This window comes from Mycolicibacterium canariasense (assembly GCF_002101555.1).
In the GTDB taxonomy this organism is placed as follows: Bacteria; Actinomycetota; Actinomycetes; order Mycobacteriales; family Mycobacteriaceae; genus Mycobacterium; species Mycobacterium canariasense.
The window spans coordinates 208,023-219,969 of sequence record NZ_LQOL01000038.1 but is presented as its reverse complement, the minus strand read 5'-3'; the positions used below and the strand labels follow the sequence as shown (position 1 = coordinate 219,969).

The 11,947-nt window shown below is 67.3% G+C and carries 13 protein-coding genes; 7 read left to right on the top strand and 6 right to left on the bottom strand.

Annotated features, from left to right (window positions below):
- Nucleotide 1 precedes the first annotated feature (1 nt).
- A complete protein-coding gene (locus AWB94_RS08520; RefSeq protein ID WP_409365996.1) occupies nucleotides 2–538 on the bottom strand; it encodes a (2Fe-2S)-binding protein in 537 nt (178 codons plus the stop codon).
- Between the two features lie 493 nt (nucleotides 539–1,031).
- On the opposite strand from AWB94_RS08520, the gene AWB94_RS08515 reads away from it, so the two are divergent.
- Entirely contained in the window at nucleotides 1,032–1,901 is an 870-nt protein-coding gene (locus AWB94_RS08515) for a MaoC/PaaZ C-terminal domain-containing protein (RefSeq protein WP_062659857.1), read from the top strand.
- 56 nt (nucleotides 1,902–1,957) lie between these two features.
- A complete protein-coding gene (locus AWB94_RS08510) occupies nucleotides 1,958–2,845 on the top strand; it encodes a universal stress protein (protein ID WP_062659856.1) in 888 nt (295 codons plus the stop codon).
- A gap of 56 nt (nucleotides 2,846–2,901) precedes the next feature.
- Here the strand turns inward: AWB94_RS08510 and AWB94_RS08505 are convergent, their stop codons facing one another.
- The 3 genes from AWB94_RS08505 to AWB94_RS08495 all read right to left on the bottom strand — a co-directional run bounded on the left by AWB94_RS08505 (nucleotide 2,902) and on the right by AWB94_RS08495 (nucleotide 4,544).
- Complete coding sequence (locus AWB94_RS08505) at nucleotides 2,902–3,357, bottom strand: hypothetical protein (RefSeq protein WP_062659855.1); 456 nt, start codon at nucleotides 3,355–3,357, stop codon at nucleotides 2,902–2,904.
- The gene (locus AWB94_RS08500) at nucleotides 3,357–3,926 is read right to left on the bottom strand and encodes an RNA polymerase sigma factor (RefSeq protein WP_062659854.1); all 570 of its coding nucleotides are present in this window, start codon (nucleotides 3,924–3,926) and stop codon (nucleotides 3,357–3,359) included. The genes AWB94_RS08505 and AWB94_RS08500 overlap by 1 nt, the downstream gene beginning before the upstream one ends.
- Before the next feature lie 75 nt (nucleotides 3,927–4,001).
- A complete protein-coding gene (locus AWB94_RS08495) occupies nucleotides 4,002–4,544 on the bottom strand; it encodes a hypothetical protein (RefSeq protein WP_062659853.1) in 543 nt (180 codons plus the stop codon).
- A gap of 331 nt (nucleotides 4,545–4,875) precedes the next feature.
- On the opposite strand from AWB94_RS08495, the gene AWB94_RS08490 reads away from it, so the two are divergent.
- From AWB94_RS08490 to AWB94_RS08475, 4 genes are all read left to right on the top strand, one after another.
- Nucleotides 4,876–5,289 (top strand): helix-turn-helix domain-containing protein, encoded by a 414-nt coding sequence (locus AWB94_RS08490; protein ID WP_062659970.1) that lies wholly within the window; start codon nucleotides 4,876–4,878, stop codon nucleotides 5,287–5,289.
- A gap of 148 nt (nucleotides 5,290–5,437) precedes the next feature.
- Entirely contained in the window at nucleotides 5,438–6,508 is a 1,071-nt protein-coding gene (locus AWB94_RS08485) for an NAD(P)-dependent alcohol dehydrogenase (protein ID WP_084395515.1), read from the top strand.
- A 33-nt stretch (nucleotides 6,509–6,541) separates the two neighbouring features.
- Nucleotides 6,542–9,817, top strand: coding sequence for an error-prone DNA polymerase (locus AWB94_RS08480; protein ID WP_062659852.1), 3,276 nt, complete (start codon nucleotides 6,542–6,544; stop codon nucleotides 9,815–9,817).
- A 154-nt stretch (nucleotides 9,818–9,971) separates the two neighbouring features.
- The gene (locus AWB94_RS08475; protein WP_062659851.1) at nucleotides 9,972–10,202 is read left to right on the top strand and encodes a hypothetical protein; all 231 of its coding nucleotides are present in this window, start codon (nucleotides 9,972–9,974) and stop codon (nucleotides 10,200–10,202) included.
- Between the two features lie 51 nt (nucleotides 10,203–10,253).
- Here AWB94_RS08475 and AWB94_RS08470 read toward each other — a convergent pair whose 3' ends face one another.
- A complete protein-coding gene (locus AWB94_RS08470; protein ID WP_062659850.1) occupies nucleotides 10,254–10,667 on the bottom strand; it encodes a TIGR03667 family PPOX class F420-dependent oxidoreductase in 414 nt (137 codons plus the stop codon).
- 22 nt (nucleotides 10,668–10,689) lie between these two features.
- Between AWB94_RS08470 and AWB94_RS08465 the strand changes: the two genes are divergently transcribed.
- Nucleotides 10,690–11,331, top strand: coding sequence for a nitroreductase family protein (locus AWB94_RS08465; RefSeq protein ID WP_024452775.1), 642 nt, complete (start codon nucleotides 10,690–10,692; stop codon nucleotides 11,329–11,331).
- A 131-nt stretch (nucleotides 11,332–11,462) separates the two neighbouring features.
- On the opposite strand, the gene AWB94_RS08460 is transcribed toward AWB94_RS08465, so the two are convergent.
- Nucleotides 11,463–11,927 (bottom strand): tRNA (cytidine(34)-2'-O)-methyltransferase, encoded by a 465-nt coding sequence (locus AWB94_RS08460; RefSeq protein WP_062659849.1) that lies wholly within the window; start codon nucleotides 11,925–11,927, stop codon nucleotides 11,463–11,465.
- Between the last annotated feature and the right edge of the window lie 20 nt (nucleotides 11,928–11,947).

Below are 11,947 nucleotides of genomic sequence, written 5' to 3'. Positions count from 1 at the left end.
ATCAAGACATCCGTTCGCCGGCTGCCTTGACAGCTTCGACAATGAATGGGTAAGCGCTGCAACGGCAAATGTTGCCCGACATCTGCTCGCGGATCTCTTCGTCGGTGCCGGTGTGTCCACCCTCGATGACGGCCACGGCGGACATGATTTGGCCCGGTGTGCAGAAACCGCACTGAAAGGCGTCGTTGTCGATGAATGCTTGCTGTACGGGATGCAACTCATCGCCGTCGGCGAGGCCTTCGATGGTCATCACCGCGCGGCGGTGTACGGTCGGGGCCAAGGTCAGGCACGAAAGTACCCGCCGTCCGTCGACGTGCACCGTGCAAGCACCGCATTGCCCGTGATCGCATCCCTTCTTGGTGCCGGTCAGCCCGATGTGATCACGTAGCGCGTCCAGTAACGTCGTTCGCGGATCGAGGTTGAGTGTGTGCTCGGTACCGTTGACGCGCAACGTCACCGGAATGCCGAGCGCAGACGTATCGGAGTCGGGGCCGCGGTCGGCGAGCCGCGAGACCAGGACGGTGCCGCCGACCGTCACCACGACGGCGGTGCCGGTCCATCCGATGAAGCTGCGCCGGGACACCCCGGATGACTCGTCGGAGGTAGGTGATTCGGGTCCAGGCTCCGTCGGAACATCAATAGGCTTGTCTGGCATTCCTTCTCCGTCTTTGGCGGCAGCTCGTCGAAGTGGCACCTACGATTCCATCCGGTCGAGCTGTTGTTCAGAGACGGGTTATCCTCGGATAGCCGATCCTATGGATGGGCCCGAGCCGAGGTGCCGGCGGTGACCCGGGCCGAACCGAACAGCGGTTCGTTACGTTCTGACAAACGCATCGTGGCATAGAGCGATCACGGACGTGGTGGAACAGTCGAGATCCTCCGGCATGACGTGACTCTGGAACGGGATTCGGCGACGTCAGGTGAGTCGTATGGACGTCGTGGGTCGACCGCTCGGCGATGGCGCTGGATTCGACAATCACCATCAACTAGCGTCTCGACACGAGCTCGTCACACCAGCAAGGGAGCCCCGTATGCCGATCGATCCGGGCGCCGTCGGCGCCAAAAGCGAACCTCAGGACTTCACCTGGACGGACCGTGAGACGCTGCTGTACGCGCTCGGCGTGGGCGCCGGCGTCGACGATCTGGCGTTCACCACCGAGAACAGCCACGACATCGATCAGCAGGTGCTGCCGACGTTTGCGGTGATCGCCTGCTCGCCGTTCGCCGCGGCCCTGCTGATCGGCACCTTCAACTTCGGCATGTTGTTGCACGGTTCGCAGGAGATCCGGCTGCACCGGCCGCTGGCACCGGCCGGCCGGCTGCGAGTTCATTCCGAGGTCGCCGACATCCAGGACAAGGGTGAAGGCAAGAACGCCGTGGTGATGCTGAAGGGCTATGGCGCGGACCCGGACAGCGGAGCGATCGTGGTGGAAACACTGACCACCGTGGTGATCCGCGGCGAGGGCGGCTTCGGTGGTCAGCCCGGGCAGCGCCCACCGGCCCCCGAGTTCCCCGACCACGCCCCCGATGCCACGGTGGCGCTGCCGACCAGGGAAGACCAAGCGCTGCTGTACCGGCTGTCCGGCGACCGCAACCCGTTGCACAGCGACCCCTGGTTCGCGCAGACGCTGGCCGGGTTCCCCAAGCCGATCCTGCACGGGTTGTGCACCTATGGGGTCGCGGGCCGCGCGCTGGTGGCCGAACTCGGTGGCGGTGACGCGACCAAGGTTCATGCCGTCGCCGCGCGCTTCACCTCCCCGGTGTTCCCCGGCGAGACGCTGACGACCTCCATCTGGCGCACCGGCGAGGGTCGCGCGGTGTTTCGCACCGAGGCGGCCGCACCGGACGGTTCGGGTGCGCGGGTGGTCCTCGACGACGGGGCCGCGGAGTTCACCGTCTGAACCGGAGAATCGGCGAAGCGCCGGTGTCTGTCCCGGCGCATGGACAAGATGGCACAATGAAACTCGTAGTGGGATATCTCGCCACTCCCGGTGGAACGGATGCGCTGGCACTCGGCGTCCGGCTGGCCAGGACGCTGGGCGCCGAGATCGAACTGTGCATCGTGCTGCCGCCGGATCGGATGCCGCCCGCCCTGGTGAACACCGGTGGTTACCAACAGGTGCTGGCCGGCCAGGCCGCGGAATGGCTGGCCGAAGCCCAGGCCACCGTGCCGGCCGGCGTGGTGGTCAACCCGCACGTCAGTTTCGGCGATTCGTTCGCCGGCGGGCTGATCGGCGAGGCGGCCCGGCTGGATGCCGCGGGCATCGTGGTGGGTGGCGGCGGTGGTGGGTTGGCCGGTAGCTTCTCCCTCGGCTCCGTGGTCAACGAGTTGCTGCATTCCTCGCCGGTGCCGGTGGCCGTGGCGCCCAGGGGGATTCGGCTCTCCGAGGTGGAACGGGTACGGGAGGTGACCTGCGCGGTGGGGGAGCGCGCCGGAGCGGACCTGCTGCTGGATACCGCGGTGGCGGCCAGCCGGGCCGCGGGCACCCCGCTGCGGCTGGTGTCGTTGGTGGCGCTGGATCCGGTGTTCGGCGTGCTGCGCAGCGATCCGGACGCCGTGCGCGAGCACGGGCTCACGCACGCCCGGCGGGTGCTGGAGGCGGCGAAAGAGTCGTTGCCGCAGGGTTTCCCGGTGACGGCCGTGGTGACCGACGGCCCGACGGTCGAGGACGCGGTGAACAAGCTGGCATGGCGGGACGGCGACCTGATCATGGTGGGGTCCAGCCGGCTGGCAGCACCGCGCAGATTGTTCCTCGGATCGACGGCGGCCAAGATACTGCGCGTCGTCGAGGTGCCGATCGTCGTCGTCCCGCGAAGCCGGCATCAGGAGGAGAAGCCGCAGTGACCGATTCCGGGGCGATCCTCGAAGGGCCGGTCCGGGGCACGGTCGGCGGCCGAGGTTCACTGCAGCGGGTCGCCGTCGACGATGTCGGTGATGGTGATGTCGATCGGTGCCGCCGCTGGGTGCCCGGTGTCGTCGAGGATGTCCAGCACGCGATGGACCGTGTCGACGACGGCACGGCGGATATCGTCACCGAGGTCGGGTAACCGGGTTCCGTAGCTGCCGGTGATATCGATATGCACGGCGCGCAGAAGTGCACCTTCCACGGTGAATGCGATCCGGGTCGGTTGGCAGACGAACCTGCGTCGTAGCTCGTAAGCCAGCAGGCCGCGCAGCGCGCCATCGCTGATGTAGAGCAGACCGCGGGCGGCATCGCCGGATGCGCGGATGGGCCATCCGGTGCGCGTTGCGGCGTGCACGGCCGCACGGACCTGTGCGCTGATGGCCTCCCACCCGGGCTCGGGTGCGGTTCGCAGATAGGAGGCCGCGCGCTTCAGAAGCGAATCTGGCTGCATCACTGCCACCTCGTCAACAGCACGCGTAACGTCTTGGTGGCGCGTAGATGATGTCCGCGGGCCGCATCGGGGCTGAGCGAGAGCACCTCACCGATCTCCGGGAACGTCAGGAGTTCGATCTCCCGCATCATCCACACGGCGCGCTGACGGATGGGTAACTCCGCGAGCGCGCTCTCCAGGGCCGCCAGAAACTCTGTGTTGGACGCTGCGGTGAAGGGGTCTGTTGTCGTGTCGGCACTCGCCAAGGGTTCCAGCACCCAATCTTCCACCGGTCGGGCATGTTTGAGTCGGTGCGTATCGGCGATCTTGCGATAGCAGATGGCGAACAGCCAGGTTCGCAACGTCGAGGTGCGGCGGAAGGCGCCGATCTGACGCCATGCCGCGACGAAGGTGTCCTGGACGACGTCGGCGATATCGGCTTCGGACGCCAGCAGCCGTCGCGAGTACCGGTACAGGATGGGCCCGTAGCGGCTGACGATGGCGTCGAACGCCTCTCGATCACCGATCATGGCTGCAGTGCAGAGGGTTTCGTCGTCGGCATCGCGTAAGTCGGTGCCCGTCAGGGACATCGCCCTCCTCCGCTCCGATCGACGCGGGTTTCACAGCCCATGCGCCGGCGACCGAGTGTGCGGTTGGTCGCCGTGTCAGTGAGTTCTTCTGTACCGCAGCAGGAGCCGCTGCTTCCAGCCGATGGTGGTGTTGCCGATGGCCCTGGTGAAACCGGAATCGTCGGGCAGGAGCACCGTGACGTCGCTGGGGCCGGATACGGGGTATTCCCCAGGGGGATCGGTGAAATGGACAAACTCGACCTTGTCGGTGACGAAGATGCGGACGCGGATGCGACCCGGCTGGCCGAACAGCAGCTTGCGGTCCGGATTACGCGCGTCCCCGATGGCGATGACGCCGCTGGCGACGGTCAGGTATCCGTCGAATACGAGGTCGCCGACACCGCTTGCCCGCGATCCGGCCAGCACTTGCACGCGGACCCGGCGGCCGACGGTGTCGCATTCGTGTGCACCCATGGTGTGCACCCACAGCGCGTGAACGGGCGTGTCTGGTGCGAGTTCGCCGTCCTGGCGGACATACGCTGCGGGAGTTCCGTTGCAGCCGACATCTTCGATGGTGACGATGCATCCGTCGGGGGTGATGGGGGTATCGCAGAGCAGCTGGTTACCGACGATTCTCACGGGATTTCCCGTCGTAGAGCTCGCTCCGGGCGGCAAATCTCGATAGAGCGTTTCAATGTGCATGCCGCTCGGCGGGAACGGGGAAAATTATCGACCGAAGCCCGTTCGCGGGGGTTGGGTTCGTGACTCATCGGACGCTCAATTCTCCTGCTCGGGGTGCTGCTATGGCGTGCCGTCGCGCGACGTTCGGTCGGCGGGGCCGGGGTGGTTAATTATATGACTGATGTGTCATACTAATAATGTGTCGCGTCTGCGGCAAACTTTTATCGATAATCCGCTGGTCAGGGGAAGTGTTGAGGCAGCGGTCGAGTGGGGCGGAGCGATGATCGACATGGCGGCGCGACGGAAGCTGCGTGATGACGGGCGTGGGGTGGCTGCGGACAGCTTTGCGGCCCGGCTGAACAGGCTGTTCGACACGATCTACCCGCCTGGCCGCGGTCCGTATGCCAGCAGTGAGTTGGTGCGCGCCGTCGAGTGCCGCGGCATGGAGTTGTCGGCGCCGTATCTGTCCCAGTTGCGTTCGGGGCGGCGGGAGAATCCGTCCCTGGAGACGATGGAGCTGATCGCCGAATTCTTCGGTATCCGAAGTGATTACTTCACCGGGCGGGACGAGGCCTACCGCCGTCGACTCGAAGAGGAGCTGGATTGGATCGATCTGTCCCGAAATCCCGACGTTCGTCGGCTGGCGTCCGCGTTGATCGAGTTGCCTCCCGGTAGGCGTGAACAGCTGCTGGCCGGCTTCTGACCGTCCGCGTGAGCGAGCCGGGCCGGATTCGGCCTCGGCGCTCACAACATCGTCGGAATGGGCACCGTTCGGGCCGAAATGCGGCACACCGACACCCCGGGCGTGCGGTTGGCTGAGGGCACGACAGTGAACGCCACGAGGAGACTCGATGCTGATGCGCGCCGCCCGGATGTACGGATACCACGAGCCTTTGCGGATCGAAGAGATCCCCGTGCCCGACATCGGCGCGGCCGATGTCCTGGTGAAGGTCGCGGCTACGGGTATGTGCCGCAGCGACTGTCAGCTCATCGAGGGCTATTTCACGCAGGGCGCTCCGCTGGATGCACCGATCACGCCGGGCCATGAGGTCGCCGGCCGGATCGCCGCGGTCGGGGATGATGTCCCGGGTACCGCCGGCCTGGCGGAAGGCGATCTGGTGGTGGTGAACCCGAACTGGGGCGACGGGACCTGCCGGCAATGCCGGGAGGGCAACGAGCAGATCTGCGGCAACGGGCAGATGGCCGGGTTCGGGCCGCCGGGAGGATTCGCCGAGTACATGCCCGTTCCGTATCGGCACGTCATCAAGGTGCCGGACGCGCTGGACCCGCGGCCCGAGACGCTGGCCCCCCTGACCGACGCGGGGCTCACGCCGTACCGCGGCATGAAGAAGTTGCGCGCCGCGGGCAAGCTCGGCGCCGGACGCACGGTGGTGGTGAACGGTATCGGCGGCCTGGGCAGTTACGGGGTGCAGTACGCGAGGTTGCTCGGTGGCGGTGCCACTGTGGTGGCCTTTGCCAGGAGCACCGAAAAGCTGGCTCTGGCAACGGAGAACGGCGCGCATCACGCCGTCAACACCCGAGGCAAGACGGCCGAGCAGGTCTGCGACGAGCTGGAACAACTGACCGGTCGGCGGGAGGCCGACGCGGTGCTCGACTGCGCTGCCGCCGAAGAATCGCTGGCGCTGGGAGCCCAGATCCTGGCCAGGGAGGGCGCCCTGACGTCTGTCGGGCTGATGGGGCAGAAGGTGGTGCTGCCGCTGCTGCCGTTCACCAACGGCGAGAAGTCCTACTTCGGCTCGTTCTGGGGCAACTACGACGATCTGTCCGAGGTGCTCGCCCTGGCGGCCGCGGGCCTGATCAAGCACACCGTCACCCCGGTCACCCTCGATGACGTGAACGACAATCTGGCGGCGCTGGCACGCGGCGACATCGTGGGGCGTGCCGTGATCGTCTTCGACTAGCGATCGAACGCTTGTTCGATTAGTCTGGGCGGGGTGGGCTGGCACAACGGACCGCCGACCTGGTCGGAGATGGAGCGGGTACTGGCCGGCCGGCCCCGCCGTATCGAGCCGCCGCCCGCGGACGGCGGGGACAGTCCGGCCTGGTCGCGCAAGCGTGACCCTTACCGGCCGGCGGGCATCGAGCGCAACGGGTCCCGCGTCCCGTACGCCGAGTTGCACGCGCACTCCGCGTACAGCTTCCTGGACGGGGCCAGCACTCCGGAGGAACTCGTGGAGGAGGCGGCCCGGCTGGATCTGCGCGCCATCGCGCTGACCGACCACGACGGGCTCTACGGTGTGGTGCGGTTCGCCGAGGCGGCCCGCGAACTGGACGTGGCCACGGTGTTCGGGGCCGAACTGTCACTGGGGAACGTGCCCCGCACCGAGGCTCCCGACCCGCCGGGCCCGCATCTGCTGGTATTGGCCCGGGGAGCCGAGGGCTACCGGCGGCTGTCCCGGACGCTGGCCGCGGCGCATCTGGCCGGCGGGGAGAAGGGCAGACCGCGCTATGACTTCGATGCGCTCACCGAGGCCGCGGGCGGGCATTGGCACATCCTCACCGGGTGTCGCAAAGGTCATGTCCGCCAAGCGCTCTCGGAAGGTGGTCCGGACGCTGCGGCGGTGGCGCTGGCCGATCTGGTGGACCGGTTCGGCAGCGACCGGGTCAGCATCGAACTGACCCATCACGGCCAACCGTGCGATCACGAACGCAATGCCGCACTGGCCGAGCTGGCACCCCGGTTCGGGGTGGGGGTGGTGGCCACCACCGGTGCGCATTTCGCCGAACCGTCCCGGGGTCGGCTGGCCATGGCCATGGCGGCCATCCGGGCCCGCAACTCGCTGGATACCGCGGCCGGCTGGCTGGCCCCGCTGGGTGGCTCGCACCTGCGGTCGGGGGAGGAGATGGCCAGGCTGTTCGGCACCGGCGTCGTCACCGCCGCAGCCGATCTCGGTGAGCAGTGCGCCTTCGGGCTGAGTCTCATCGCCCCCCGGCTGCCGCCCTTCGACGTCCCGCCCGGGCATACCGAGAACAGCTGGCTGCGCCACCTCGTCGAGGCCGGCGCCGCCGAGCGGTACGGGCCGCCATCGCACGCCCCCAAGGCCTACGCGCAGATTGAACACGAATTGCGGATCATCGAGCAGTTGGACTTCCCCGGGTACTTCCTGGTGGTGCACGACATCACCCGGTTCTGCCGGGAGAACAACATCCTGTGCCAGGGCAGGGGCTCGGCGGCCAACTCGGCGGTCTGTTACGCCCTCAAGGTCACCAACGTCGACCCGGTCCGCAACGAGTTGTTGTTCGAACGGTTCCTGTCCCCGGTGCGCGACGGCCCACCCGATATCGACATCGACATCGAATCGGACTTGCGCGAGCAGGCCATCCAGTACGTCTACGAACGCTACGGACGGGACTACGCCGCCCAGGTCGCCAACGTCATCACCTACCGCGGCCGCAGCGCGGTCCGGGACATGGCGCGTGCGCTGGGCTTCTCGCAGGGCCAGCAGGACGCGTGGAGTAAGCAGATCAGCCGGTGGAACGGGTTGGCCGACTCGCCCGACGTGGAGGACATCCCCGAACAGGTGGTCGACCTGGCCACCCAGATCACCAACCTGCCCCGGCACATGGGCATCCATTCCGGCGGCATGGTGATCTGTGACCGGCCGATCGCCGACGTCTGCCCGGTGGAGTGGGCCAGGATGGAGAACCGCAGTGTGCTGCAGTGGGATAAAGACGACTGCGCGGCAATAGGCCTGGTGAAATTCGACATGCTGGGTCTCGGCATGCTCTCGGCGCTGCACTACGCCATCGACCTGCTGGCCGAACACAAGGGCATCGCCGTCGACCTGGCGCAATTGGACCTGTCCGAGCCCGCGGTGTACGAGATGCTGCAGCGCGCCGATTCGGTCGGGGTATTCCAGGTGGAGTCCCGCGCCCAGATGGCCACCCTGCCGCGGCTGAAACCCCGTGAGTTCTACGACCTGGTGGTCGAGGTGGCGCTGATCCGTCCCGGCCCCATTCAGGGTGGGTCGGTGCACCCTTACATCCGGCGCCGCAACGGCCAGGAGGAGGTCACCTATGACCACCCGTCGATGGAGCCGGCGCTGAGTAAGACGCTGGGGGTGCCGCTGTTCCAGGAGCAGTTGATGCAACTGGCGGTCGATTGCGCCGGCTTCAGCGCCGCCGAGGCCGACCAGTTGCGCCGTGCTATGGGGTCCAAACGGTCCACCGAGCGGATGCGATTGCTGCGCAACCGGTTCTACGACGGTATGCGCGAAAAGCACGGTATCACCGGTGCGATCGCCGACCGCATCTACGACAAGATGGAGGCCTTCGCGAATTTCGGTTTCCCGGAGAGTCATTCGCTGAGTTTCGCCTCGCTGGTGTTCTACTCGTCCTGGTTCAAACTGCACCATCCCGCCGTATTCTGTGCGGCGCTGCTGCGGGCCCAGCCGATGGGCTTCTATTCGCCGCAATCACTGGTCGCCGATGCCCGCAGGCACGGGGTGCAGGTGCACGGCCCCGACCTCAATGCCAGCCTGGTGCACGCCACCTGTGCGAACCGGGGGCTGGATGTGCGGCTGGGTCTCGGTGCGGTCCGGCACATCGGTGACACGCTGGCCCAGCGCATCGTCGACGAACGGGCGGCGCACGGGCCGTTCACCTCCCTGCTGGACGTGACCGCACGGGTGCAGCTGTCGGTGCCGCAAACCGAGGCGCTGGCGACGGCCGGTGCGCTGGGCTGTTTCGGGATCACCCGCCGCGAAGCGCTGTGGGCGGCGGGCGCGGCCGCCACCCAGCGTCCGGACCGGCTCCCCGGGGTGGGAGCCTCCTCACATGTGCCGGCGCTGCCCGGGATGACCGAACTCGAGCTCACCGCGGCCGATGTGTGGGCCACCGGGGTCTCGCCGGAGCGTTATCCCACCGAGTTCCTGCGGGAAAATTTCGACGAGCTGGGGGTGATCCCCGCGGGCCGGCTGCTCGAGGTGCCCGACGGGAGCCGAATCCTGGTGGCCGGGGCGGTGACTCATCGGCAGCGTCCGGCGACGGCGCAGGGCGTGACGTTCATGAACCTGGAGGACGAGACCGGCATGGTCAACGTGCTGTGCTCACCGGGCGTGTGGTCGCGGCACCGCAAGCTGGCGCAGACGGCCTCGGCGTTGATGGTGCGCGGCATCGTGCAGAACGCCAGCGGGGCGGTCACGGTGGTGGCCGACCGGATGGCCCCGGTGCAACTGCGGGTGGCGTCGCGGTCCCGCGATTTCCGGTAGTGACGGGTTCCCCCGATCGGGGGACAGGCGGTTCATCCCCGTCATCCACCGGTCACCGGACAGACCCCGCGGGTGAATCCGGGCATTCTTTTCTCAACGGCGAAACAAGCCGACAACAGAAACCGAAAGCCCACTCACACAAAGGATTACAGAAATGACCCCGATCTTCCGCACCCTGGCCCTGCCCATTGTCGCCGCCGGCATCATCGGCGCCGGAGCGCTCGGCCTGGCCGGCACCGCCGCTGCCGCCACCCAGGTGGCCCCCGGCGACCATGGCAGCCACTCCTTCAGCCCCGAGGTCAAGGCCCACCCGGCTCCGAACATGGCCCCCGGCTGGCACGCCCACCACGGACCGGCCCGGGTCGCGATCCTGCAGAACCGCTGACCGGATCCCCGGCGAGCCCCACCTGCGTAAGCGGGTGGGGCTCGCCGCGGATCACCCCTCGGTCGGGGTGGTCCAGACCTTGTCCACCGAGATCTTGATGCGGGTGCTGTAACCGGCCATCGCCTCGGTCAGCCCGAATTGCGCGGCGGCCTTTTCGTACTTGGCCCAGTACGGCGCGTCGTCGCGGCCGTCCACGCCTTCGGCGTCGATCCGGGCGGTGCCGCCGACCACGATGATCCCGCTGCCGTTGCCGTCGGAGTCCAGGTTCAGGCTCACCTGCGGGTGATTGCGGATGTGGCGCACCTTGGCCGCCGACGGGGTGGTGTAGACGACGAGGTCGGTGCCGTCGAAGTAGAACCACACCAATTTGGGCACGGGCTGCCCGGATTGTGCGACGGTGGTCAGCCAGCCATAGTCGTCGGAGGTGAGGCGGTCGATGATGTCTTGCGTCAGATTTGTGGTCATGGACGGAATGTAGTCTCGCGATATGACACTGAACCTGTCCGCCGATGAAGTCCTGACCACCACCCGTTCGGTGCGCAAACGGCTCGATTTCGACAAACCGGTCTCGCGTGAGGTGCTGCTGGAATGTCTCGACCTGGCATTGCAGGCCCCGACAGGTTCGAATTCGCAAGGCTGGCAGTGGGTTTTCGTGGAGGACCCGGCCAAGAAGAAGGCCATCGCCGACATCTACCGCACCAATGCCACCCCGTACCTGGCGTCGGCGAAGGACTCCTTCGGTGACGTCCGCGACGAGCAGATCGATGCCGTGCGGTCGTCGGCGAGCTATCTCAACGACAACATGGAGAAGGCGCCGGTGCTGTTGATCCCGGTGCTGGAGGGTCGCCCCGACGGCGCGCCCGCCGGCGTGAGCGCTTCGTTCTGGGGCTCCCTGCTGCCCGCGGTGTGGAGCTTCATGCTGGCGCTGCGGTCGCGCGGGCTGGGCTCGGCCTGGACCACGCTGCATCTGCTCGGCGACGGCGAGAAGCAGGCCGCCGAGATCCTGGGTATCCCGTTCGACAAGTACTCCCAAGCCGGCCTGTTCCCGATCGCCTACACCAAGGGCACCGATTTCAAGAAGGCCAAGCGGCTGCCCGCCGAGCAGTTCGCGCACTGGGACACCTGGTGACCGTCGGCGCCGGTGCACCGCCACGCTGCCGCCGAAAGCGATCGGCGAACACTGCCACGTGGGCACCATGGGCAGGGCCCATCAGGTGATCTCCGATCGCCTCGATGGTGCACTGCCGCAGACGAACTGAGTCAGACCGCGCCGGCGAACCCGTGCTGGCGCCACGCCTCGTAGGCCGCCACTGCCGCGGCGTTGGACAGATTCAACGAGCGCCGCCCGGCCAGCATCGGGATGCGCACCCGGCCGGTGATGTGGGGGTCGGCCAGGGTCTCGGCGTCCAGGCCGGTCGGTTCGGGGCCGAACATCAACACGTCGCCGGGCTGATACGCCACCTCGGCGAACGACCGATCGGCGTGCGCGGTGAACGCGTACACCGCCGCCGGCAGCAGCGCCGCCCACGCTGAAGCCAGGTCGGCGTGCACCGTCACCGACGCCAAGTCGTGGTAGTCCAGGCCGGCCCGGCGCAACTTGGGCTCGGATAGATCGAAGCCCAGCGGCTCGACCAGGTGCAGTTCGCACCCCGTCGCCGCCACCATCCGGATGGCATTGCCGGTGTTGGGTGCGATCCGGGGCGAGAAGAACAGCACGCGAAACATCCGACGATGATGTCATCCGC